Source organism: Amycolatopsis sp. NPDC004378 (genome assembly GCF_053602455.1).
This window is the reverse complement of record NZ_JBSGDR010000002.1, coordinates 535,532-558,988: the sequence shown is the minus strand read 5'-3', so window position 1 is coordinate 558,988 and position 23,457 is coordinate 535,532. Positions and strand designations below refer to the sequence as shown.

Annotated in this window: 22 protein-coding genes; 8 read left to right on the top strand and 14 right to left on the bottom strand. The window is 72.5% G+C overall.

Going from position 1 to position 23,457, the window contains the following annotated elements; genetic code table 11:
• The first annotated feature begins 78 nt into the window (after positions 1–78).
• Both ACWEN0_RS10360 and ACWEN0_RS10355 read left to right on the top strand, forming a co-directional pair.
• A complete protein-coding gene (locus tag ACWEN0_RS10360) occupies positions 79–1,320 on the top strand; it encodes an MFS transporter (protein WP_451971290.1) in 1,242 nt (413 codons plus the stop codon).
• A gap of 38 nt (positions 1,321–1,358) precedes the next feature.
• Positions 1,359–1,844, top strand: coding sequence for a hypothetical protein (locus tag ACWEN0_RS10355; protein ID WP_451971287.1), 486 nt, complete (start codon positions 1,359–1,361; stop codon positions 1,842–1,844).
• A 4-nt stretch (positions 1,845–1,848) separates the two neighbouring features.
• On the opposite strand, the gene ACWEN0_RS10350 is transcribed toward ACWEN0_RS10355, so the two are convergent.
• From ACWEN0_RS10350 to pheA, 3 genes are all read right to left on the bottom strand, one after another.
• A complete protein-coding gene (locus ACWEN0_RS10350) occupies positions 1,849–2,490 on the bottom strand; it encodes a DUF4232 domain-containing protein (RefSeq protein ID WP_451971284.1) in 642 nt (213 codons plus the stop codon).
• A gap of 123 nt (positions 2,491–2,613) precedes the next feature.
• Complete coding sequence (locus ACWEN0_RS10345) at positions 2,614–3,231, bottom strand: histidine phosphatase family protein (protein WP_451971281.1); 618 nt, start codon at positions 3,229–3,231, stop codon at positions 2,614–2,616.
• Positions 3,228–4,136, bottom strand: a complete 909-nt coding sequence (gene pheA / locus ACWEN0_RS10340; protein WP_451971278.1) for a prephenate dehydratase — start codon at positions 4,134–4,136, stop codon at positions 3,228–3,230. Before pheA ends, ACWEN0_RS10345 begins: the two co-directional genes overlap by 4 nt.
• Before the next feature lie 98 nt (positions 4,137–4,234).
• Between pheA and ACWEN0_RS10335 the strand changes: the two genes are divergently transcribed.
• The 3 genes from ACWEN0_RS10335 (at position 4,235) to ACWEN0_RS10325 (ending at position 6,279) form a co-directional block, all read left to right on the top strand.
• The gene (locus ACWEN0_RS10335; RefSeq protein WP_451971275.1) at positions 4,235–4,855 is read left to right on the top strand and encodes a macro domain-containing protein; all 621 of its coding nucleotides are present in this window, start codon (positions 4,235–4,237) and stop codon (positions 4,853–4,855) included.
• Positions 4,856–4,968: 113 nt separating this feature from the next.
• Positions 4,969–5,901, top strand: coding sequence for a type I pantothenate kinase (gene coaA, locus ACWEN0_RS10330; protein ID WP_451971272.1), 933 nt, complete (start codon positions 4,969–4,971; stop codon positions 5,899–5,901).
• Between the two features lie 222 nt (positions 5,902–6,123).
• Positions 6,124–6,279, top strand: coding sequence for a hypothetical protein (locus tag ACWEN0_RS10325; RefSeq protein ID WP_451971270.1), 156 nt, complete (start codon positions 6,124–6,126; stop codon positions 6,277–6,279).
• A gap of 3 nt (positions 6,280–6,282) precedes the next feature.
• On the opposite strand, the gene ACWEN0_RS10320 is transcribed toward ACWEN0_RS10325, so the two are convergent.
• The 3 genes from ACWEN0_RS10320 to ACWEN0_RS10310 all read right to left on the bottom strand — a co-directional run bounded on the left by ACWEN0_RS10320 (position 6,283) and on the right by ACWEN0_RS10310 (position 10,477).
• The gene (locus tag ACWEN0_RS10320) at positions 6,283–7,794 is read right to left on the bottom strand and encodes a hypothetical protein (protein ID WP_451971267.1); all 1,512 of its coding nucleotides are present in this window, start codon (positions 7,792–7,794) and stop codon (positions 6,283–6,285) included.
• Between the two features lie 246 nt (positions 7,795–8,040).
• Positions 8,041–9,468, bottom strand: coding sequence for a DUF6880 family protein (locus ACWEN0_RS10315; protein ID WP_451971264.1), 1,428 nt, complete (start codon positions 9,466–9,468; stop codon positions 8,041–8,043).
• Positions 9,469–9,556: 88 nt separating this feature from the next.
• Positions 9,557–10,477 (bottom strand): nitrate- and nitrite sensing domain-containing protein, encoded by a 921-nt coding sequence (locus tag ACWEN0_RS10310; protein WP_451971261.1) that lies wholly within the window; start codon positions 10,475–10,477, stop codon positions 9,557–9,559.
• Positions 10,478–10,610: 133 nt separating this feature from the next.
• Between ACWEN0_RS10310 and ACWEN0_RS10305 the strand changes: the two genes are divergently transcribed.
• Positions 10,611–10,952, top strand: a complete 342-nt coding sequence (locus tag ACWEN0_RS10305; RefSeq protein ID WP_451971258.1) for a nucleotide pyrophosphohydrolase — start codon at positions 10,611–10,613, stop codon at positions 10,950–10,952.
• On the opposite strand, the gene ACWEN0_RS10300 is transcribed toward ACWEN0_RS10305, so the two are convergent.
• Both ACWEN0_RS10300 and ACWEN0_RS10295 read right to left on the bottom strand, forming a co-directional pair.
• Positions 10,925–11,467 carry an AAA family ATPase gene (locus ACWEN0_RS10300; RefSeq protein ID WP_451971254.1) on the bottom strand — a complete coding sequence of 181 codons (543 nt, stop codon included), beginning with the start codon at positions 11,465–11,467 and terminating at the stop codon, positions 10,925–10,927. The genes ACWEN0_RS10305 and ACWEN0_RS10300 overlap by 28 nt on opposite strands.
• Positions 11,467–11,796, bottom strand: a complete 330-nt coding sequence (locus ACWEN0_RS10295; protein ID WP_451971251.1) for a DUF3024 domain-containing protein — start codon at positions 11,794–11,796, stop codon at positions 11,467–11,469. The genes ACWEN0_RS10300 and ACWEN0_RS10295 overlap by 1 nt, the downstream gene beginning before the upstream one ends.
• A 77-nt stretch (positions 11,797–11,873) precedes the next feature.
• On the opposite strand from ACWEN0_RS10295, the gene ACWEN0_RS10290 reads away from it, so the two are divergent.
• Positions 11,874–14,132: a helicase-associated domain-containing protein gene (locus ACWEN0_RS10290; RefSeq protein ID WP_451971249.1), complete on the top strand. Its 2,259-nt coding sequence runs from the start codon at positions 11,874–11,876 to the stop codon at positions 14,130–14,132.
• Here the strand turns inward: ACWEN0_RS10290 and ACWEN0_RS10285 are convergent.
• Both ACWEN0_RS10285 and ACWEN0_RS10280 read right to left on the bottom strand, forming a co-directional pair.
• The gene (locus tag ACWEN0_RS10285; RefSeq protein ID WP_451971246.1) at positions 14,129–14,767 is read right to left on the bottom strand and encodes a class F sortase; all 639 of its coding nucleotides are present in this window, start codon (positions 14,765–14,767) and stop codon (positions 14,129–14,131) included. The genes ACWEN0_RS10290 and ACWEN0_RS10285 overlap by 4 nt on opposite strands.
• Entirely contained in the window at positions 14,764–15,234 is a 471-nt protein-coding gene (locus ACWEN0_RS10280) for an excalibur calcium-binding domain-containing protein (RefSeq protein WP_451971243.1), read from the bottom strand. Before ACWEN0_RS10280 ends, ACWEN0_RS10285 begins: the two co-directional genes overlap by 4 nt.
• Before the next feature lie 192 nt (positions 15,235–15,426).
• On the opposite strand from ACWEN0_RS10280, the gene ACWEN0_RS10275 reads away from it, so the two are divergent.
• The gene (locus ACWEN0_RS10275; RefSeq protein ID WP_043788689.1) at positions 15,427–16,053 is read left to right on the top strand and encodes a response regulator; all 627 of its coding nucleotides are present in this window, start codon (positions 15,427–15,429) and stop codon (positions 16,051–16,053) included.
• 197 nt (positions 16,054–16,250) lie between these two features.
• Here the strand turns inward: ACWEN0_RS10275 and ACWEN0_RS10270 are convergent, their stop codons facing one another.
• The 4 genes from ACWEN0_RS10270 to ACWEN0_RS10255 all read right to left on the bottom strand — a co-directional run bounded on the left by ACWEN0_RS10270 (position 16,251) and on the right by ACWEN0_RS10255 (position 23,448).
• Positions 16,251–17,582 carry a histidine kinase gene (locus tag ACWEN0_RS10270; protein WP_451972001.1) on the bottom strand — a complete coding sequence of 444 codons (1,332 nt, stop codon included), beginning with the start codon at positions 17,580–17,582 and terminating at the stop codon, positions 16,251–16,253.
• A 59-nt stretch (positions 17,583–17,641) separates the two neighbouring features.
• Positions 17,642–20,857: a thiol reductant ABC exporter subunit CydD gene (cydD, locus tag ACWEN0_RS10265; RefSeq protein ID WP_451971240.1), complete on the bottom strand. Its 3,216-nt coding sequence runs from the start codon at positions 20,855–20,857 to the stop codon at positions 17,642–17,644.
• Positions 20,854–21,861: a cytochrome d ubiquinol oxidase subunit II gene (cydB, locus tag ACWEN0_RS10260; RefSeq protein WP_451971237.1), complete on the bottom strand. Its 1,008-nt coding sequence runs from the start codon at positions 21,859–21,861 to the stop codon at positions 20,854–20,856. The genes cydD and cydB overlap by 4 nt, the downstream gene beginning before the upstream one ends.
• Before the next feature lie 114 nt (positions 21,862–21,975).
• On the bottom strand, positions 21,976–23,448 hold the full coding sequence (locus ACWEN0_RS10255) for a cytochrome ubiquinol oxidase subunit I (protein WP_451971233.1): 1,473 nt from the start codon (positions 23,446–23,448) through the stop codon (positions 21,976–21,978).
• Positions 23,449–23,457 lie beyond the last annotated feature (9 nt).

Below are 23,457 nucleotides of genomic sequence, written 5' to 3'. Positions count from 1 at the left end.
GACCACCATCGGCTGACCACGCGCTTATCCTGTTACCCGAAGTCATGGGGCGACTGCGATACGTGCCTGGGGGGCCGGATGGACAACACCCGAAGACTGACGTGGCTGCTGACGTCGAGCGCGTCGTCCCACCTCGGCGACGGCATCGGCAAAGTGGCCCTGCCCCTGCTCGCCACGACGCTGACGCACGACCCCGTGCTCATCGCCGGGCTGTCCGCCACCCAGTTCCTGCCCTGGCTGCTGTTCGCCGCCGTCGCCGGCGCGCTGGTCGACCGGATCGACCGGCGGCGCGCGATGATCGTCGCGAACTCCGCCCGCGCCGCCGTGGTCGGCGTCCTCGCCGTGCTGGTCGCCACGGGCGGGATGACGATCTGGCTGGTCTACCTCACGGCCCTGGTCATCGGGACGGCCGAGACGATCGCGGACAGCGCGGCCAACGCCCTGATCCCGGCGGTCGTCGGCGACGGCTCGCTCGACGCGGCCAACAGCAAGCTGCAGGCCTGCGAGATCGTCGGCCAGACGTTCCTCGGCGGCCCGATCGGCAGCCTGACCTTCGCGCTCTTCGCCGCCTTCCCGTTCATCCTCAACTCCGCGGGTTTCGCCATCGCCGCCGCCGTGCTGCTCGGGCTCGCCGGCACCTACCGCGGCCGCGGCGAGGCGGCGCCGGCCAGGCTGCGCACCGAGCTGGCGGACGGCCTGCGCTGGCTGCGCGGGCACGCGCTGCTGCTGCGGCTGGTCGTCGTCGCCGGACTGTTGAGCCTGGTCAGCGAGCTCGCGCAGGCGCAGCTGGTGCTCTACGCGCTCGACGACCTCCACCTCTCCGACGCGACGTACGGGCTCTTCGCGTTCGTCGGCGGGATCGGCGGGCTGGCCGGCGCGGGCATCGCGCCGCGGCTGGTGCGCGCGGCCGGGCGGCGGGCGGTCGTGGTCGGCGGGATCCTGTGCTGCGGCGCCGGGTTCGGCGGGATGGGCCTGGTGCGCTCGCCGGTGGCCGGCGCGGCGCTGTTCGGCCTGTTCGCGGCCGCGGTCGTCGCGGTGAACGTCGTGCTCGCCACCGCCCGGCACACGCTGGTACCCGGCGAGCTGCTCGGCCGGGTGCTCGGGGTCTGGCGCACGGTCGTCTGGGGCGCCATCCCGGTCGGCGCCCTGCTCGGCGGGGTGCTCACCGAGGCGCTCGGCACGGCCGCGCGGACGTTCGCCGTGTCCGGGCTGGCGCTGCTGGTGATCGCCGCGTTCGCGGCGGTCGCGCTGCGCCGGTTCCCGCTCGATGACGAATCGGACTCAGCCACCGCGCTGATGCACCAGGATCCGGGTTTGTGAGCTGAAATATCTCATCACCCGGGTGGTGGGAGGCGGCTATGCGCACCGTGGACAGCGGAACCGGCACCGAGGCCGGTCCCGGCTTCGACGAGCCCTCGGCGGAGTCCGACGAGGTCAAGGCGGCGAACCCGCCGCAGTCACGCCGGATGCTGGTGCTGTGCGCCGTGGCCGGGTTCGTGCTCGGCGGCGGCGTGCTCGGCCTGCTGTGGGGACTGTCCGGCGTGCACGCCGGAGCGCTCGACGACGCCCTGGCCGCGTGCCAGGCGCTCGACCGCGTCGGCGACCTGCCCGACACGAGCCGGGACGCGCAGCCGTCGCTGACGCCCGGCCTCACCCCGGAACGCCTGCACCGGATGACGGCGGCCCGCGAGCTGTCGGCGGCCGCCGCCCAGGTGAACGCCAACTACCAGCCGCTGGCCGACCACATCGACGGCGTGGCGCGGATGGTGCTGAGCCTGCACTTCAACGACATCTCCGGCCAGCGGCACCTGGTCGAGGCGCAGGAGATCTGCGCCAGGATCTAGCGGGTCAGGCCGGGTGGACCGTCTTCACCGCGAGCTGGTTGCCCGGGATCTTCGTGCTCGCGCAGGCGGTGCCGTCGGTCGGCAGGAAGTTCGACGCGGTCTCCTGCGGCAGGTAGACGCGCAGGCCCTTCACCGCGGTCGGCTGGCAGGTGCCGGGGTCGAAGTTCTGCACGTTGACGAACTGGATGTCGGCCGCCGCGGACTGGCCCGGGTCCAGCTTGACCGGGTTGCCCTTGGTGCCTTCGCGGAAGGCGTCCTTGCCGACCTGGTGCCCGTCCGCGCCGGCGACGTACGAGACGCCGGGGAAGCCCTGGATGGTGCACGGCTTCGAGCTCTTGTTCTTGATGAGCAGCGGCCGGTACGACGAACCGGCGCCCGCGTCGCCCTGGCCGAGCGACAGCGTGACGTCGCCGGCCTTGCAGAGGCCGTTGTCCGGCGGCGCGGCGACGGGCTGGCTGGCCGCGGTCGAGCTGGAGCTGGGCGCCGCCGTGGTCGCGGTGGTGGAGGTCGGCGACGCCGACGAGGTCGACGGCGTCGAGCTGCTGGCCGCGGGCGTGGTTCCGCCACTCCCGCAGGCGGAAAGGGCGAGCACGCCCGCCGAAGCCGCGAGGACCGGGAACAACCGAGAAAGCTTCGTCCGAACCATGTCAATCGCCTCCCTGGTGTGGTGCTACTGGGTAGACGTACGGAGCTACGGCAGGTTGGTTCAGACCCGTTAATTCCCCACCAAACGTGTTCTAAACGTGACGGGATCACACTTTCGTGACGGTCAGAGCGGCGTGTCAACCCAGCTCAGGCAATACCACTGGCCCTCCGGACGCGTCTCCAGCTCCACGAACCCGGTGTTCGGGATCAGGGCCGCGTTGGCGACGTCCGCGTGGACGTTCGGCGCCAGCCATTCACCCGACAGCCGGATCGCGCCGCCGTGGCAGACCAGGGCGACCACGCCGTCCGGATCGGCCTGCTCGTGCTTGGCGCGCAGCGCGCCGACCGCGTCGAGCATGCGGGTGCGCACGCTCGTGCCGCTCTCCCCGCCGGGCAGCGCCGGCGTCAGCTCGCCGAGCGTCCACCGCCGCACGACCTCCAGGTACGTGCGGATCGACTCGCGGTCGGTCGCTCCCTCCAGGTCCCCGGCGACGACCTCGTGAACGCCGTCGATGACCTGGACGTCCAGCTCGAACCGCGCGGCCAGCGGCGCCGCGGTCTGCTGGGCGCGGATCGCCTGGGACGCGTAGACCGCGACGACCGGCTCCCCCGCCAGCCGCACGGCGAGCTCGTCGGCCTGCGTGCGGCCCAGCTCGGTCAGCGGCGGGCCGGGCAACGCCGTGTCGAGCGCGCCCCGGACGTTCCCCTCGGTCTGGCCGTGGCGGACGAGCAGCAGCCTCACGCCAGGTCTCCCTTGCGCACCGCGTCGGCCCACACGGCGGCCTCGACGAAGTCGTCGTTGCCGTAGCCGGGGTCGATCGTGGTGCGGGTGCCGTCGGCGCGCGGGTGCGAGCCGAGGAACCGCAGGTTGCGGCAGTGCCGGCGCAACGCCGTCAGCGCGTCGAGGATCCGCGGCTCGGCCACGTGCCCCTCGAAGTCGATGAAGAAGCGGTACTCACCGAAGCTGTTCCGCGTCGGGCGGGCGTCGAGCCGGGTCAGGTTGATCCCGCGGTCGGCCAGCGCCGTGAGCAGCTCGGCGAGGGTGCCGGTGCGGTTCACGGCCGCGGCGACCACGGACGTGCGGTCGGCCCCCGTCGGCTCGGGCAGCTCACCCGGCTGGCGGACGAGCAGGAACCGCGTCGCAGCGTCGTCGACGTCCGCCACCCCGGTGGCCAGCACCTCGAGGTCGTAGTGCTCGACGGCGACCGGCGCGCAGACCGCGGCGTCGAACTGGCCCTCCAGCACGCCGACCGCGGCCGCCGACGTCGAGGACGACGCCACCGGGTGCGCCTCCGGCAGGTTCTCCTCCAGCCAGTCGCGGACCTGGGCGAGCGCGTGCGGGTGGCTCGCGACGGTCTTGATCTTGCGCTCGCCGGGCCGGGTCAGCACGCTGAACTGGATCGGCAGGATGGCTTCGGCGACGGCGACCAGCGGGGTCGACTCGCTGAGCGCGTCGAGCGTCGTGGGCACGACGCCCTCGACCGAGTTCTCGATGGGGACGCACGCGGCGTCCGCCTCGCCCTTGCGGACGGCCGTCATCGCGAGCCGGACGGTCTCGACCGGAATCAGTTCTCCGCCGCCGGCGAGGACCCGCGCGGCCTGTTCGGTGAAGGTCCCCTGGGGGCCGAAGTATGCGATCCGTGACACACCACCCAGGCTACGGGGCCCCGCCGTGGCGACTTTCACTCGGACAGCCGGTACGCCACCCGGTTACGCCGGGTGGCATTTTTTGCGATGCTAGGGACGTGACCGCCGACTCGGGCACGCACACTGGCCGTGGGGGCACGCACCCGCCGGTCTCCCCTCGCACACCGGAGCTGGTGCTGTGCGCCGTCGATGAACCACTCGCCACCGCCTGGACGTCCGCCGCGAACAAGGTGACGGGCCGGGTCCGGGTGCACCGCGGGTCGGTGCTCGACGTCGTCGCCCAGGCCGTGGTCAGCCCGGCCAACTCCTACGGCTGGATGCGCGGCGGCATCGACGCCGTCTACGCGCGGGCGTTCCCCGGCGTCGAGCAGTACGTCCGCAGCGCTGTGCTGGCTTTTCACGGCGGTGAGCTGCCGATCGGCGAAGCCGTGATCGTGCCGACCGGCGAGGCCGAACCGGCGTGGCTGATCAGCGCGCCGACCGTGCGCGAGCCCGGCGAGCGGCTGCCCGCCGACACCGTGCACCCCTACCTCGCGGCCCGCGCGGTGTTCCGGAAGTGGCGCGACGGCCACCTCGACCAGGGCCCGGTGCGCGAGTTCGTGGACACCATCGCGATGCCCGGTCTGGGCACCGGCGTCGGCGGTGTGGACCCCGCGACGTGCGCCCGGCAGGTCGCCGCGGCGTGGGACGAGGTCTTCGGCGACCGTCACCTTCGGTGACTTCTCCCAACCCGGGGTGGACAACATCACACCGCGTTCACCCGCGGTAAGCCCTACCGTTGATCGCGCAGGTGAACGTCCGCCAGTGCAGGCGACGGCCGGAGGAGTGTGCGATGACCCGGGTCCGCGAACTCAGCCCGTATGTCGAGCTGCACCGGGAACAATGGAAAGAACTGCGAAGTTCGACGCCGTTGCCGCTGACCGCGGAGGAACTGCTGCGGTTGCGAGGGCTCGGCGAGCAGGTCGACCTGGCCGAGGTGGCCGACGTCTACCTGCCGCTGTCCCGCCTGATCAACCTCCAGGTCGCCGCGCGCCAGCGGTTGTACGAGGCGACCACGACGTTCCTCGGTGACGACTCCCGCGGCACGAAGGTCCCGTACGTGATCGGCATCGCCGGGAGCGTGGCGGTCGGCAAGTCGACCACCGCCCGCCTCCTGCGCACGCTGCTCGCCCGCTGGCCGGACCACCCCCGCGTCGATCTGGTCACCACGGACGGCTTCCTGTACCCGCGGGCCGAGCTGATGCGGCGCGGGATCATGCACCGGAAGGGCTTCCCGGAGAGCTACGACCGCCGCGCGCTGCTGCGGTTCGTCACCGAGGTCAAGTCGGGTGCCGAGCGCGTCGCCGCGCCGGTGTACTCCCACCTGGCCTACGACATCCTGCCCGGCCAGGAGCAGGTCGTGCGGCAGCCGGACATCCTGATCGTCGAGGGCCTGAACGTGCTGCAGCCGGGCCCGCGGCTGATGGTGTCCGACCTGTTCGACTTCTCGATCTACGTCGACGCGCACACCGACGACATCCAGCGCTGGTACATCGAGCGGTTCCTGGAGCTGCGGCACACCGCGTTCGCCGACCCGGCCTCGCACTTCCACCACTTCGCCGGCCTGCCCGACGACGAGGCCCGCGCCGAGGCCCGGCACCTCTGGCGCTCGATCAACGAGCCGAACCTGATGGAGAACATCAAGCCGACCCGGCCCCGGGCGACGCTCGTGCTGCGCAAGGACGCCGACCACACCATCAACCGGGTCCGCCTGCGCAAGCTCTGACACCGGTTACGCGGCCCGTCACCCACATGGCGCCGAATTCCACGCTGGGCGAACACGCGGGCACGCTTCGTCGTGCGCCCGCGACTCTCCGCGTCGAAACCCCGGCCGATCGGCCGAGGAGCCGCAGCGAGCCCTAACCGGTTGGCCGATACCGGTACCCCGTTCGGAAAGCGACCCTGAAGAAGTCAGGAAAACGGCTCTGAGCTGGGGAGGAGGCCCACGATGTTCGCCATGGTCCTTACGTGGGTCGGTGCGGTGCTGGGTCTGGTCCTGCTGGTCGCGATGGCCGCCGGAACGTTCGTCGTGGACTTCGACGACCGCCTGCAAGAGCGTCGCCGCAAAGCCAAGCCGATCGAACCGGCGGGCCCGCTTCCCTGAGCGTCAGAGTTCAGCCAAGGCCTCGACGTAGGCGTCGGCGTCGTATTCGAGCGATTCCTCGGACTCCAGCAAACTGCCTTCCAGCGTGTCGATCAGCTGCTCGAAGATCTCCTCGCGGTCGAGCTCGCCCTCCTGCAGGCGCTGCACGGCCTGCCAGGCCTCGGCGGGCTCGTCGTCCCACAGCTGGTCGACGATCGTCGCGCGCAGCACGAGCCGCTGCTCTTCTTCGTCTTCGTCGGCTTCGGCGATGACGAGCGCCCGGCGCTGCTCGGGGTCGGTCGGGTCGAGGTCGACTTCCTCGTCCTCGATCTCCGTGGTCAGCGACGGCAGGGCGAACATCCGGCGCTCCAGCGCGTCCGCCAGCTCCGTCGGCGACAGGTCGCCGACGTCGCCGAAGTAGCGCTCCAGCGGCGAGTCGTCCTCGTCGGCGTACTCGCTCAGGTAGTCGGCGACGGCTTCGTCGAGCGCGGCGACCGCGGTCTCGGTCAGCCCGGCCCGGTCCGCCGTCCACTGCACCCAGGCCAGGACGACCGGCTCGACGGCGTCCTCGTACTCGGCGCCGAGCTCGAACTCCTCGCCGAGCAGGCCCTCGAGGAACCGCGCGATCTTCTCCGGGCCGACGCGCAGCGGGTTCGCGGGGTCGGTGGCCAGGCCGTGCTCCAGCAGCAGGGTCCCGATCGCGCGGGCGGCGTCGGCGTCCTCGCCGCTCGCCGCGACGAACTGCTCGACGACGGCGGCGCGTTCGGTGTCGGACCACACGGCGACCTCGGGCACGAGCGCGGGTTCCGGCAGCGCGCGCGACCACGTCAGGGCGACCGCGTGGAAGCGCGCGTAGTCCTCGCTGACGTCGGCCTCGTCGAGGTGGTCGGTCGCGGCGAGGCCGTCGGAGAGCAGGCGGTGCGCCTCGGCGGGGTCGACGGCCTCCAGCACGACGAGCTCCGGGTCCGCGTCGGCCTGCTGCCGCATCTCGGCGAGGACTTCGGCGGGCTCCTCGATCACGACGAGGTCCCGCACCCGGCCGCCCTCGGTGAAGTCGAGCAGCGCGAGCAGGCCGTACGCGCGGCCGCCGTGGGAGAACGCGCAGAGCAGGGACGACTCGTCGCCGAAGACGTCACCGGTCCGCCAGCACTCGCCGGCGACGACCTGGCCGAGCCCGGCGGCCCAGGCCGGCGCGGGGATGCCGCGGCCGAGGACGGTCTGCAGGCCCGCGTCGGCGGCCTTGCGCTCGACGTCGGTCTCGGCGACGACCTTCAGCGCGGCCAGCAGCGCCGCGGCGCCCGGGGTGATCTTGCGCTGCGCGAAGCCGATCAGCTCGAGACCGAGCGGCTCTTCGCCCGCTTCGACGGGCACGTCGTGGAACTGGCCGAGCACCTCGGAGGCGAGCAGCTCGACGTCCACCGGCGCGGGGTCGGCGCCCAGCGCCGAAAAGTCGTTCAGGACGTCCTTGAAAAGGCCGGTCACGCTGTGGGTGACGGGCTGCGGTGCCTTCTTGCGGGCGCGACTCACCGGGCTCATGGAGTCATCGTTTCACGCGGGCTTTCGGGGGCTCCGGGTGGCGAAGCCCCGGATGGTTCAGCGCTGGTCGCGGTGGCCCTGGCGCGGGTCCCGCCGCGTGCTCGACGGGGAGGCGCCGAGCCGGACGGCGGAACAGGACCACCGCGACATCGCTGGCCAAGGGCGTGACCGCCTTGGCGGAACTTCGCTGTCCCGGTGCACGTGAATCACCGGTTCACCCGGCTCAACGAGGTGGTCTTGGGGAGGTTACGAGCTTTTCGGGGTTCGGGCGGCGGAGCCCCCGGCCCGAGGCGAAGCCCCGGTTTTCACGGGCTTGGGGATGGCGATCCGCGCGGTCCGGATTTCCGTGATCAGGCGGGTCTTCCGGCGGTGGGTCTCCACCAGCGCGGCGAGGTAGGCGGCGAATTCGTCCGGGGTTCCGGAGCGCTTGTGCAAGGTGCGCAACAGCTTCAGCCGGCGCGCGGCTTCCCGGTAGGCCTGCGGGTCCTTGCGCTCGATGAGCTCCTCGACGTGCTCGCGGAAGACCGGGATCGTCTCGGCCGGGTGCTCCGCGGCGCGCTGCTCGGCCAGCTCGAGCTTGAGCTCCGGCGACGCCCCGAACCGCACGCAGGCGCGCCAGGCTTCGTCGGGACGCCCGTCGTCGAGGAGCACGCGGGCCAGCTCGTCGGCGGGCCCGGCGCCGTCGGCGGCCAGCTCGCGCAGGCGGGCCAGCGCGGCCCGGCGCTGCGTCGTCCACTTCCCGTCGGCGATCGCGGCTTCGCGCAGCGCGGCGAACGTCTCGCGGTCCGGCCGGGCGTCGAACTCCTTGCGGCGACGGGAGGTTTCGTCCCACTGCCGAACGGGGCTTCGCCCCGAGCCGGGGGCGCCGCCACCCGGACCCCCGAAAACCCCGTGCGGCGGGGGTTCCGCCGGCGGGTTCTTGTCCTGCGTGAGCGCGCGAGCGGCGTGCGCGATCGCCTCACTGTGCCGCCCCGCGGCCCGCAGCACCCGGACGATCTTGAGGCTGACGTCCCGCCGCGGCGGCTTGGCGGACAGGATCGCGACCAGCTCGTCGACGTCGCCGAGCACCTCGGCCAGCTGCTCCCGCAGCCGTTCCGCGACGTCCCGGCGGTGGCCGGCCGCGCTCGCCGCGAGCACGTCGTCCACAGTGGACTTGATCCGGCGCAGGCCGGGTTCGCCCAGCGCCGTCGCGAAGTCGGCGAGGTCGAGCACGGGCCAGCCGGGGCCGTCGAACTCGACCTCGAGGATCCAGTCGGCGAGCTTCTCCGGGTCCGGCGGCCGGGCGGCGCAGGCGCGGGCGTACAGCTCGACGGCGAGTTCCAGCCGGTCGCCGAGGTCGCCGGCGTGGTCGCCGGACTGCTCCAGCACCTCGCTGACGTCGTCGACCGTGCGCCGCGCGAGCGGGGCCAGGTCGGCGCGGCTGCCGGCGTCGAGCAACCGCTGCAGCGTGTCGAGGACCGCGCCGATCTTCGCGGCGTACTCGACGTTCCCGTCGGTCACCGCGGTGTCCAGCAGCCGGTGCGCTTCGGTGACATCACCGGACTGGGTGGCCGCGCGCAGTTCGAGCGAATGCCGCAACTCAGGGTCACGCTCGGCCTGGGCGTACAGCAGGTCCGCCAACGTCTCCGCGTCCAAAGTGCGCAGGTAGGGGCGAAGATCCGAGGGGGGACTCACGCGCACCAGTCTGCCCGAGGCCGGCGGATTCGCGTGTGGGCCAACCGCGTGCTCTTTTCGGCGTAATCGCTCACCTTGCGTCACCGGCTCAGGAGCCCCGCAACTCGTCGAGCACGGCTTTCATCGGCCACGGCTCGGGGACGCGCGGCCGTCGTGACCGAGCGTGGCGGGGCCGCGGGATGGCGGCGTGCATCGTCGGCACCATGATCGGGACGACCGGCACCGGCACCCGCGCGACCAGCCGCCGCACGACGACGAGCAGCAGTCCGGCGCACAGCAGCAGAGCCGCGCTCGCGGCGATCGCGCCGGCGAGCGTGCGGCGGCCGTCGTCGAGGGTGAGCTGAACGGCGTACTGGCTCTGCTGCGAGTACAGCCGGCCCAGCTGCTGGGAGACGGTGTAAGCGGCACTGCGCCAGGTGGACTCGGGCACGGGCAACGGTTCGGCGGCCATGAGCGCGTCCTCGGCCGCGGCCAGCCTGCTCCAATCGGCGCCGCGCGTGAGCGACTCGTAGGCGAGCCGGCCACTCTCGGTGAGCTGCGGCGCGACCCGCGTCAACTCGGCCCGGTAGGCCGCGACGGCTTCGGTGAACGGCCGCCGCGTCACGCCGTCGATCCCCGCCAGGGCGAGGGAATCGGAGCGATCCATGCCCTCGGCGACGGAAAGCAGCTCCACGGCGGTCGTCTGCTGGTAGGCGGATTCGGCGTCCGGCGCCCGGCGGACGTAGTCGCGGAGGCCGCCGATGGCGACATCGATCCGCTGGGTGAAATTCGCGTACGCCGTGGTCCGTTGGTCGGGTGCGGACATCGCTTCGCTGCGCTGGGACTGCAGCGAGACGACGGCCCGAGCGGTCCGATCCGCGACGCCCGCCGTCTCCAGCGCGAGGTCGCGGGTGCGGTTCGCTTGGTGGACCAGGAAGAACGCGATCACGAGAGCCACGACGACGAGGGCGCCACCGGGCACGAAGGCGATGCACAGCATGCGGCCGCGGACGGATCGCAGGTACTTCAAGACGTTCCTTTCCCTGCTTCAAGCCCCGCAAGCATCCCGACGAAGTTCAACCTATTGAGTGAGAGATTCACCGGTCAACGGCAGTCCGCCATACGGCCGTTAGCGCACCGTGACGACGGAGGACAATCAGCCGGTGACTTTCGACGACGTGACGCAGCGCCTCCGCGCCTTCGCGGCGGCCCGCTCCTGGGAGCCGTACCACACCCCGAAGAACCTCGTGATGGCGTTGTCCGGCGAGGTCGGCGAGCTGACGTCGCTGTTCCAGTGGCTGACGCCGGCGGAGTCCGACGCGTGGCGGGAAGACCCGGCGCTGGAAGCGAACGTGCTCGACGAGATCGCGGACGTCACGCTGTATTTGCTCCAGTTGGCGGACCGCCTCGGCGTGGACCTGGCAGCCGCGGCGCACGCGAAGATCGACCGCAACGAAGTCCGGTTCCCGCCCCCGGATCAGAGCACGGCGACGACGTCGGCGTAGGTCTCGGCGGGCGCACGCCCGTCGGTGGGCACGACGACGCAGCCGGGCCGCAACGGCAGGTAGGCGGCGAGCTGGTCGTGGATCCGCCCGACCACGGCGGCCCCGCCCCGCGAGGTGACGACGTCGTCGATCCCCTGGGTCCCGGCGTTCCCGACACGGCTCTCGAACCGGCTGCAGGCGACGGTTTTCTCGGCGGTCAGCAGGATTTCGCGGTACTCGGCACCACACCGCTCCGCGACTTCCTCGAAGGGCTCGACGTCGGCGACGCGGGTGGCGAGCTGCGGCATGACGACGTCGTGCCCGGTCCGCAGGTGCGTCTCGGCCATGGCGGCGGTGAGCAGCTGCGCGGCTTTGAAGGTCTCGAAGAAGGTGTCCCGCCACCCGCCGATGAGGCAGACGACGCGATCGGTGTCGAGGTTCAGCACCCCGGCATGCCGCTCGGCGTAGGCCTCGGCGACGGTCGACTTCCCGATTCCGGACGGGCCGTTCAGGTGGATCAGCCTGGGCGCCACCATCAGCCCCAGAACACGCCGTGCGGATTGCGGTCGATCTCCGCCAGCAGCGGCGTCGGCGAGCTGGCGACGGGCGCGTCCGGGTAGGTCAGCCACTGCCCGTTGCTGTCGGCCCACAGCACGGACCAGATCCCGAACTCGTCGAGCCGCAGCTGCGCGATCTTCTGCTCGGTCCACTCGGGCCCGTCCACGGGCGCCCGCCGTTCGACGATGGTCACCGCCCTGCCCCGCCGCCGGCATTCGACGCGCACCTGGTCACGAACACGCTCGGGCACGCGCTGCGCGCACCACCGTTCGATCTGCCGAAGCGCGAGTTCCGGGATTCCCGCCATGCCCCCAGTGAACCGAAACGGCCGGGCAGCCGCACACCCGGGTGGCCATGAACCCGCCGCCCAGTAGCCTTCGGAGCATGACCACCGCCGACGACCTGCTCGGCAGGCTCGCCGCCCTGGGTCGGGATGGCCTGGCGAAAGTGCTGGCCCACCGGGCCGATGTGCTGCGGGAGCCGTGGCCGCGGCGGCTTGATGTCGTTGCGGCGCGGCTTGCCTCCGCCGAGTCCGTGAACGAGGCCGTGCTCGGGTTGTCGTTGCCGCAGGCTCAGGTCGTGCGGGCCGTTCAGCTGGGGCACGCTCTGGGCGTGCGGCCGACGCCGGTTGCCGAAGTGGCCCGGCTGCTCGGGGCGACCGCCGACGTTGTCGAGTCCTTTGTGGACCAGCTCGCCGAGCGCGCTCTGCTGTGGCGTGACGACGACCGCGTCGTTCTGCCGGACCTCCTGCACAAGAAGAGCTTTCGCGCCGAAGGGCTCGGCCGGCCGGTCGCGGACCTGCTCGGCGAGGTCGGCCGGAGCCGGCACGCGCAGCTGTCGCGCGCCCTCGGGCTGCCCGGGGGACTGACGCCGCTCGTGCGGTTCTACCGCGACGGCGACCGCGTCCGCGAGCTGTTCGCCGACGCGCCCGAGGCGACGCGGAAACTGTTGCGGGACATGGCCGACGGCGTTCCCGAGGCCGGGGGCGTGCTGCCGTTCCACGCCGCGGAGGGCTGGGCGTTCGAGCACGGCTTCCTGTTCGCCACCTACGACGGCAGCGCGGTGATGCCGATCGAGGTGTCGCTGGCGCTGCGCGACCCGGACCACCACCTGCCGTTCACGCCGGACGAGCCCAGCTTTCCCGTCACGCACGTCGGCGCCGAGTCGGCCGAGGCCACGTCGTCGGCCGCCGCGCTGCGGCTGCTCGACCGGGTGTCGGCGATCCTCGAACTCGGGTCCGCGGAACCGTTCCCGCTGCTCAAGGACGGCACGATCGGCGCGCGGCTGATCAAGAAGCTCGCCAAGGAGACCGGCGCGGCGCTGGCGGAGATCGAGCTGGCCATCGACCTCGCCGCGCAGGCCGGGCTGCTGCTGGCCGGCGAGCCGCCCGACCTGGGTCGCGGCCGGAAAGCGCCGCCGCCCACGCTCGCGCCGGATCCCGACCTCGCCCGGCCCGCGCCCGCGCTGCTGTACCGCCTGCTGCTGACGACCTGGTGGGACCCGGCGCCGCCGGAGTTCGAGACCGACGTCCCCGCGCTCACGCGACGGCTGGTCGTGCGGCTCCTGGCGCGGCTCGGTCCCGGCGACGCGATCGCCGACGTCGACGCGCTGGCCCGGCTGGCCGAATGGCACGCGCCGATGCTGCCGACCGACGACTTCGCCGGCCACGTCCGGGCGGCGCTCGCCGAGGCCGAGCTGCTCGGCGTCGTCGCGCACGGCGCCGTCACCGCGGCCGGGCGGGCCCTGCTCGACGACGGCGAGCTCGTCGAGGTCACCGACGAGCTGGTCGCCCGTGCGCGGACGACGGCGTTGTTCGGCACCGACCTGACCGCGATCGTGCCCGGCTCGCCGGACACGCGGCTCGCCGCGTCGCTCGACCGGGTCGCCGACCGCGAGTCCCAGGGCACCGCGACCAGCTGGCGGTTCTCGCCCGCGACCGTCCGGCGGGCGTTCGACCAGGGCGCGACGGCCGACGAGCTGCTCGGCGAGCTGGGCGCGCTCGCCGCGGGCGAGCTGCCGCAACCGCTGGTGTACCTGGTCAACGACGTCGCGAGGCGGCACGGCGAAGCGCAGGTGCTCGACGTCGCGAGCGTCGTCGTCGGCGAACCCGCCGTGCTGGCCGAGCTCGCCGCGCACCGCAAGCTGGCGAAACTCGGCCTGCGCGGGGTGGCCCCGACCGTCTTGACGTCCACTGTGGACGCTTCGGGCACGCTGGACGCCCTGCGCGAAGCCGGGTACGCGCCGACCCGGCACGCCGCCGACGGGAGCATCGTGCTGCCGGCCCGTGAACCGGCCGAGCCGACGGTCGTCGTCCGCGACGCCGAGCCGGGCGACCGGCCACCGAGCGCCCTGGACCACGCCGAGCGCCTGCTCGCGGCCCCGCGGACCGGCCCGGGCCTGCTGCGCGGGCAGCTCGCGCGGGCGATGAGCGACCGCTACTCCGGCCGCCTCACGCCGAAGCAGCAGCAGCTCTGCTGGCAGCTCGAGGCCGGGATCCCCGCGGACGTCCTGTACCAGGCCGAAGACGGCCCCGCCCGGCTCGTGATCGCGTACCCGGAACTCGACGGCGACGTCCTGGACGTCTGGTCGCTCGGCGAGCGCGGTTACCGGCGGCTCGAGCTGACGCGGATCGAACTCGGCTAGGTCCTGACGCCGGTCAGCCGCGCGTAGACCACGACGTTGTCGAGGTAGTTGCCGCTCGACCGGTCGAACGCCCCGCCGCAGGTGATGAGCCGCAGCTCGGGCCCGGCCGTGTCGCCGTAGACCTGGTCCGTCGGGAACTCGGCCTTGGCGTAGCGGTCGACGCGGTAGACGGTGAAGACCGCCGTCCGGCCGTCGGCGCGGCCGACCACGGCCTGTTCGCCGGGGCGCAGGTCCTTGAGCCGGGAGAAGGCCCCGGTGACGTGCTTGTAGTCGACGTGCGCGGCCAGCACGGCCGGGCCGACCTCGCCGGGCGACGGCGCGCCGGTGAACCAGCCGACCGTCGTCGCGTCGCCCGGGACCTCGAGCTCGCCCTTCGCGGTCAGCCCGAGGTCCTTGATCCCCTCGGCCCGGACGCCGATCGCCGGGATGGTCAGCGACGCCGGTTTCGCCGCCGGGAGCCCGCCGACGGTGGGCGTGAAGGTGGTCGGCGGGACGATCGCGACCGGCGACGCGGACGGCGGAGCGACTTCGTTCGCCGGATGCGGCGAGAAGGCGAAGACGGCGGCCACCACCAGGACCGCGACGAGCGCGGCGACGACCGCCGTGACGGCCGGCCACAGGCGCGGGTGCCTCAATTCGCCCGCCGGCGCAGGTAGAGCACCATGCCGCCGGAGGCCGCCGCGGCGAGCAGCGCGCCGCCGAGCACCAGGAACCCGGGGACCTCCTCGTCCGGCTCGCCGCCGCCGGTGGCCACGCCGCCGACCGGCTTCACCTTCACCTGGCCGCCCGTCGCGGCCTTCTTGGTGGTCGTGGCGGGCTTCGGTGCCGGGTGGGTCTCGGTCGCGGGCTCTTCGGACGACGGCGTGGTCGTGCCCTGCGGGCGGTGCGGCAGGGATTCGCAGGCGATGCCGTCGTGGTCGGAATCGAGGTTGTTCGGGTCGCCCGGCGTCGCGTCGAGCACCGCCTGGGCCTCTTCCTGGTAGTGGAAGTCGCTGCAGTCCAAGTCACCGGCGGTCTGGGCGGAAGCGAAGGGAACGGGGCCGAGGAGAGCGATCCCGGCGACGGCGGCGGCCGTCGTCAGGGCACGGCGAAACAAGGACACCGGAAGTCCTTTCGGGGGAGAATCGGGGCGATTGCGAGGGTTAATATCGTGGCGACGGCCATTCTGTTACGGACTTTTCCGTAATTCCGGAAATGCCAGCGCTCCACCTGAATCCGGGCGGCTGGTGATTCTTTTCCCGGCCGCCACCGGGCCTATTCGCCGCAGCGCCGGCATACCCCGTAACCTGGGGATATGCCGATCCAGGTACTGCTCGTCGACGACCACGAACTGGTCCGCCGCGGGCTCCGCGACCTCCTCGGCGACGAGCCTGACATCGAGGTCGTCGCCGAGGCGAGCAGCGTCGAAGAAGCCCTGGCGGTGGCGATGCACGTCGAACCGGAGGTCGCCGTGGTCGACGTCCGCCTCGGCGACGGCGACGGCATCACGCTCTGCCGCGAACTGCGGTCCAAGCCGAACCCGCCCGCCTGCCTGATGCTCACCGCGTTCGACGACGAGGAGGCGATGGTCGGCGCGATCATGGCCGGCGCCGCCGGTTACCTGCTGAAACAGGTGCGGGGGCAGGACGTCGTGAACGCCGTCCGCGAGGTCGCGGCCGGGCGGTCGCTGCTGGACCCGGTGAGCACCGCGCGGGTGCTCGACAAGATGCGGCACCCGCCGACGGACGAGCTGGCGACGCTGACCGAGCGCGAGCGGGACGTGCTCGAGCTGATCGGCCAGGGGCTGTCGAACCGGGAGATCGCCGAGCGGCTGTTCCTCGCCGAGAAGACGGTCAAGAACTACGTCACTTCGGTGCTGGCGAAGCTCGGCATGCAGCGCCGGACGCAGGCGGCCGCCTGGATCGCGCGCCGGGAAAAGTAGCTCCGCGCGACGATCGCGTCCGCAAGCCGCCGTTCGCTGCGTCCTTTTCAACCGTGGTCACGATCCGCGATGTCGATCAGCGGTTTCTTGGCGCCAGATTCACTCTAACGTGAGTCGAATGGGTGTTCGATCAGCCGGTACGATCTTCGTGAGGGCGAGGAAGGGAGGCTGGATGACCCGAGAAGGCTAGGTCGCGGTCAGTCAAGTGGGAGGTCGAACGCGACGAGCGTGCCGAGGCTGGGCGAGGAGTTCAGGAAGAACTTGCCGCCGGCGGCATCCGCGCGTTCGGCGAGATGACGCAGGCCACGGGTGGCGACACCTTGGGGGACGCCGGAACCGTTGTCCCGGACACGGAGTTTGACGCCCCCGGAGTCCCTGGTCAGGGTCACGCGGGTTTCGCTGGCACCGGAGTGTCTGACCACATTGGACAGTGCTTCGCGCAGTGCGGCCCGGATGTGGTCGGCGCGTTCCGCGGGGATGTCGGCGAATTCGCCGGACAGCTCCAGGGTCGGCGGGTAGCCGAGCAGCTCGCCGGCGATGCGGACCTCGCCGCGCGCCGACTCGGCGAGGTCGGTGGGCGTGCCGGTGTCGTGGCGAGGCTCCGGAGACCTCAGCGCGCGCACGGTGCCCCGGATTTCCTCGATGGTCTGGTCGAGCTGGTCGATCGCATCCGAAAGCCGTGCGCCATCGGCCTGGGCGAACCGCTTGCGCATGTTGCGCCGGACCCGGTCGAGCTGCATGCCGGCGCCGTAGAGCCGCTGGACGATGACGTCGTGCAGCTCGCGAGCGATGCGCTCCCGCTCTTCGTAGAGCGCGACGCGGTGCCGGGCATTGGCGCCTTCGGCGAGCGCGAGGACGACCCCGGCCTGGGCGGCGAAGGCCACGAGCATCTCGACGGTCCCGGCGGAGAACGGCTCACGCCCCCGCTTCCGGTAGACCGTGAGCGCCCCGAGCACCCGCCCCCCGGACCCGAACGGCGCGGCGGCGAACGGCCCATAGCCCTGCAACTCGGCGGGCACGAAGGGCGCGGTCCGCGGATCGACGGTGAAGTCGGCGCTCGCGACGGGCTCACCCCCGCGCGCGACGCGCCCAGCAGCGGAGTCGGCGGCCAAGGCAAGACCGCGCAAGGATTCCGCGGCACTGGCATGGCCTGGCACGGCTGATTCGTCTCCCGCGGCTTCCGGCTCACCGACGGCACTGTCCGCGGCAGGAAGAGGCGCCTCGGTCGGGTCGGCGGTGGCGCTGCCCGCGTCGGGAAGGCGCGGCTCGGACTCCACGGGGTGGGCGGCGGCGCTGCTCGCGGCGGAAAAGGGCGGCTCGGCCGGGTGGGCGGTGGCGTGGTGCGCTGCCTCGACCACCACGCGGCCGTCGTCGGTGCTGACCATGGCCAGGCCCAGGTCGGCGTCGGCCAGCTCGGCCGCTCGGGCTACGACCGTGTCGAGCACCGCGCCCGGGTCGTCGCCGGACAGGGCGGTGCTCGTGATCTCGGTGGCGGCGGACAGTGCCCGCGCGGCAAGCGTCGGATCCATGAGTTCCGTCATTATCGCGCGGCGCTGCGGCGGTGCGCCAAGCACACTGGCGGACTCGATCACGACACCGGCACCCGCGCGACAACTCGCCCGTCGCGGACTTCGAGAACCACGTCCGCGTCGGACGCCTCCTCCGCGCGGTGGGTCACGTGCACCACCGTCCGGCCGGCCAAGGCCTCACGCAGGTGCGCGCGCACGACCTGCGCGGTCGGCTCGTCGAGGTGCGCGGTCGGCTCGTCGAGCAGCACGAGCCCCGCCGACGGCGCCCCGAGCAGCGCCCGCGCCAGTGCGACGCGCTGGGCCTGCCCGCCGGACAGGCCGCTGCCGCCGCTGCCTAGCAGCGTCGACGGGTCGAGGTCCGCGAGCGCGGCCTGCCGCAGCGCCTCGCGCAGTTCGTCCGGCGTGGCCGTCGGGCGGGCGAGGCGGAGGTTCTCGGCGACCGTCGTGGCGGCGAGCATCGGCTCCTGGGGCGCCCACGCGACCCCGTCCGGGACGCCGACGACTCCGCGCCGCGGCTCGAGGAAGCCCAGCAGCGCGGCGACGAGCGTCGACTTGCCGGCGCCACTCGGGCCGACCACCGCGGCGTAAGTGCCCGGCGCCAGGTCGACGTCGACGTCGTGCAGCACGGCAGGACCGCCCGGCCAGCCGAGGTCGGCGCTCCGGAGGACCACGTGGTCGTCGACCGGGACCGGGTGCGTGGCCGGCGTGTCGGCCAAGCGCCGGCGGGCCCGCTGCAGCGTGTCCCAGTGCTGGGCGACCGGCGGCAGCAGCGCGAGCACCTCCGCCAAAGCCAGCGGCACCAACGCCAGCACGGGCGCCAGCACCGGTTCGAGACGGCCGTCGGTCACGGCCGACGCCGCGAGCGCCGTGCTGACCACCGCGGCCGCGCCGCAGACCAGCGTGACCAGCGCTTCCGCTGCGCCCGCACCGAAAGCCTGCCGGCGGGCCTGCGCCGCCAAGTGGGTGTCGGCGTCCGCGAGCGCGCGGCGGTGGTCGCGGTCCTTGCCGAAGGCGAGCAGCTCGGCCGCCGCCTCGAAGAGCACGAGGACGCGCGAAGCCACTTCGCGACGGCCGTCCGCCAGGGCCGACGTCGCCCGGCGCTCGGCGCGCAAGGCGAGCCAGGGCGCGCACAGCCCGAGCGCCACGGCCGCCGCGAGCGTGAGCCCCGCCGCGGGCAGGCCCCACGTCTGCACGGCGATCGCCCCGGCCGCGACCAGCGCCACCACCAGCGGTGGCGACACCACCCGGGGCAGCAGGTCGCGCACGGTGTCGACGTCGGCGACGAGCCGGCGCTGCCCTTCGCCCGCGCGCAGGCCCCGCGCCGGGCCGAGCCGGACCAGCGAAGTCCACAGCCGCACCCGGAGCCGGCCCGCGATGCGGAACGCCGCGTCGTGCGTGACCAGGCGTTCCGCGTACCGCAGCCCCGCACGGCCCAGCCCGAACGCGCGGACGCCGACCACCGCGACCGTCAACGTCAGGATCGGCGGCTGCTGCGACGCCTTGGCGATGAGCAAGCCCGACGTCGCCGTCAGCGCCACCCCGGCCAGCAGCGCCACCGCGCCCAGCACGGCGCCGCCGAACAGGCGGGTGTCGAGCAGGGCACGCCACTTCAGCGGCGCGCGCGCCGAGTCCACTGTGGACACTTCGACGGCCGGGACCTCTTCCGGCGGCAGGTCGACCGCCGCCGTGTGCTCGTGGGCCGCGATGATCGCCGCGGCGCCGTCGTCGACCGCGCGCTGCACGGCGTCGAGCACCAGGCGCGCGCCGGCCTCGTCGAGGTGGGCGGTCGGCTCGTCGAGCACCAGCAGCCAGGCGCCGTCGCGGACGCGGAGCAACGCCCGAGCCACCGCGACGCGCTGACGTTGCCCCAGCGAAAGCCGTGCCACCGGGCGGTCCGCGAGCCCGGTCAGGCCGAGTTCCGCGAGCGGGGCGTCGGAGCCGACCTCCTCGCGGACCGTGCCGCCGGTGAACACCGGCGACTGCGGCACCCACGCGACCTGCTCACGCCAGCGCGCGAGGTCGGCGTCGGCGAGGTTCGTCGCGCCGACGGTGATCGCACCGTCGTGGGCCGGGACGAAGCCCAGCAGCGCCGAGAGGGTGGTCGACTTGCCGCCGCCGCTCGGGGCGCGCAGCCACACCGTCTCGCCCGGGCGGACCGAGAACGTCTCGCCGTCCGGGGCGAACCCGCCGCGTCGCGCCACGCGCAGGGAAGCCACGCGCAGTTCGCCCCGCGAAGGATCCTCGGTTCCGGCGGCGGGCGCCGGGACCGCCAGCAGGTCGGCGACCCGCCGGACCGCTTCGACGCCGTCCTCACTGGCGTGGAACGCGGCGCCGACCGCGCGCAGCGGCTGGTAGCACTCGGGCGCCAGGATCAGCACGCCCAGCCCGATGGCGAGCGGGAGGTTTCCGTTCACCAGCCGGACGCCGATCGTCACCGCGACCAGCGCCACCGACAGCGTCGCGATCAGTTCGAGCACGAACGCCGAGGAGAAGGCGACCTTCAACGTCTTGAGCGTCGCTCGGCGGTGGCGTTCGGACAGCTGCCGGACCGTCTCGCCCTGGGCGGCCGCGCGGCGGAACGCGGTCAGCACCGGCAGCACGCGCACGAGCTCGAGGAGCCGTTCGGACATCCGGTGCGTCGCGTCGGTCGCGCCGGCGACGCGCCCGGCCGTGAACTTGCCGACGAGGATCGCGAACACCGGGAGCAGCGGCACGGTCAGCGCGACGATCACGCCGGACGGCCAGTCGGCGAACAGGATCGCCGCGCCCGCGCCGAGCGGCACGACCGCGGCCGTCACCAGGGCGGGCAGGTATTCGCGGAAGTACGCGTCGAGCGCGTCGAGACCGCGGGTGGTGAGCGCGGTCAGCTCGCCGTGGCCACGCCGGGCGATCCACTCGGGACCCAGGCGCAGCGCGTGGTCGACGGCCTTGGCGCGCAGCTCGCGTTGCGCTGTCGCGGCCGCACGCGCGGAGACCGTGCGCACGGCCCAGCCGGTCACGGCGCGCGTCGCGACGAGCGCGAGCAGCGCGGCCAGCTGGGCGGTGCGCCCCCCGGAACCCGCTCCGACGATCGCCGCGAGGACGTCGGCGAGCAGGAAGGCCTGGGCCACCAGCGCGGCCGCGTGCAGGAAGGACAGGAACCCCACCAGGGCCAGCGCTCGGCGCACGGCCGGCACGAGGGCCGGCAATGCGCCGAGCGGGCCCTTTCCCGGCCGCGCCGAGTCCACTGTGGACTCCGAGGCGGAAAGGGGAGCGCGTCCGGGAAGCTTGCTCATGGCGCGTGGACCGCCGGGATGTGCTGAGTGCCGATGCGCTTCCGGAACACCCAGTACGTCCAGCCCTGGTAGATCAGCACAGCTGGGGCACCGAAGACGGCGACCCAGGTCATGACGGTCAGCGTGTACGGGCTGGACGCGGCTTCGGCGATGGAAAGGGTGTTCGCTGTGTCGACCGTCGACGGCAGCACGTTCGGGAAGAGCGAGCCGAACAGGACGACGGCGGCACCGGTGATGACCACGGCGAGCGCGGCGAACGCCTGGCCGTCGCGATCCGCGCGCAGCCGGAACCAAGCCACGACGGCGGCGACGGCGGCCACGCCGAACGCGAGCAGCGTCCACAGGGTGCCCGAGCGCCACTGCACCACCGCGAGGAACGCGACGATCGGCACCATCGCGAACGGCAGCAGCCGCAGCGCCAGGAGACGAGCGCGTTCCCGCAGGTCGCCGCTCGTCTTGAGGGCGAGGAACGCGGCACCGTGGGTGATCGAGAAGGCCGCGATCGCGACCGCGCCGAGCAGGGTGTCCCAGCGGATCGCGGCGAACGCCGAGCCGACGCGGTTGCCTTCGGCGTCCAGCGGCAGGCCGAGGACGGTCGTGGCGAGGACGAGGCCGACACCCAGCGGCGGGATCCACGAGCCGATCATGATCACGCGGTCCCAGGTGCGCCGCCAGCGGTCGGAGTCGACCTTGCCGCGGTACTCGAACGCGACGCCGCGGCCGATCAGGGCGAGCAGCAGGAGCAGCAACGGCAGGTAGGCGGCCGAGAAGAGGCTCGCGTACCACCCGGGGAAGGCGGCGAACATCGCGCCGCCGGCGACGATGAGCCAGACCTCGTTGCCGTCCCAGACGGGCCCGATGGTGTTGACCATGACGCGGCGTTCGGTGTTGTCGCGCGCCAGGATCGGCAGCAGCATCCCGACGCCGAAATCGAAGCCTTCGAGGAACAGGTAGCCGAGCCAGAAGAAGGCGATCACGACGAACCAGACGGTTTCGAGGGTCATCGGGTCGCTCCTCGAGCGTGGTAGCCGTGAGTTGTCCACAAGCCGGGGAGTTGTCCACAGGCAGGCTGTGGGTAACCCGGCAGGGTGATCGCATCGGCACTCATCGTCAGCACCTCAGTAGGCGAAGGCGAGCGTGTCCTCGCCCGGTTTGTCGGAATCCTTCGGTTCCGGGGGCATCACGGCCTCGACGCCGCCCCGGATGTACTTGCGCATCAGGAACAGCTCCACCACGCCCAGGGCCGCGTACACCGTGGTCAGGGCGATCAACGACGTCCAGACTTCGCCCGTCGTCAGGCGTGAGACCGCCTGGGCGGTGAACATCCACACCCCGTCGACGCCCGTCGGGTTCGGGGCCACCACGAACGGCTGACGCCCCATCTCCGTGAAGATCCAGCCCGCGCTGTTGCCCAGGAACGGGGTCGCGATGCCGGCCAGGACCAGCAGGGGGAACCAGCGGCCGGTGGGGATGCGATCGCGCCGCGTCAGCCACAGCGCCAGCAGCCCGATGCCCGCCGAGATCGCGCCGAAGCCGATCATCATGCGGAAGCCCCAGTACGTCACCGGCAGGTTCGGCACGTAGTCGATCGGCTTGCCGGCCAGCGAGCCCAGCTCCGGGTCGTCCGGGTAGTTCGTCCCGTACTTCGCCTGGTACTCCGAGACCAGGTTCTCGACGCCCTTGACCTCGGTCGAGAAGTCGTTGTGGGCCAGGAAGGACAGGAGCGCGGGCACGTTGAACGTCTTGACGTCCTCGCAGTTCGACCCCGAGACGTCGCCGATCGCGATGATCGAGAAGCTCGCCGGCTTTTCCGTGTGGCACAGCGCTTCCGCCGACGCCATCTTCATCGGCTGCTGCTCGAACATCAGCTTGCCCTGGGTGTCGCCGGTGATGGCGAGCACCGCGAACGCCGCGATGCCGACCCAGGCGCCGAGGCGCAGCGACGAGCGCCAGACATCCTGGTTCGAGCGGCGCCGCCAGAGGTGCCAGCCCGCGACGCCCACCAGGAACGCCGCCGCCACCGAGAACGCGCCGGCCAGGGTGTGCGGGATCGCGGCCAGCGCCGTGTTGTTCGTCAGCACCGCCCAGATCGAGTTCATGGTCGGCTTGCCGTTCTCGAACGTCACGCCCACCGGGTGCTGCATCCACGAGTTCGCGGCCAGGATGAAGTACGCCGAGGCCATCGTGGCCAGGGAAAACGCCCACGCGCAGGCCAGGTGGACCTTCTTCGGCAGCCGGTCCCAGCCGAAGATCCACAGGCCGAGGAACGTCGACTCGACGAAGAACGCGACGAGCCCTTCCATGGCGAGCGGCGCGCCGAAGACGTCGCCGACGAAGCGCGAGTAGGCGCTCCAGTTCATCCCGAACTGGAACTCCTGCACGATGCCGGTCACGACGCCCATCGCGAAGTTGACCAGCAGCAGCTTGCCCCAGAACTTGGTCATCTTCAGGTGCCGCGGATCGCCGGTGCGGACCCAGCGGGTCTGCATCGCCGCGACCAGGATCGACAGCCCGATGGTCAGCGGGACCATCAGGAAGTGGTAGACGGTGGTGATGCCGAACTGCCACCGCGCTAGCTCAAGGACCTCCACGTGGTCCAG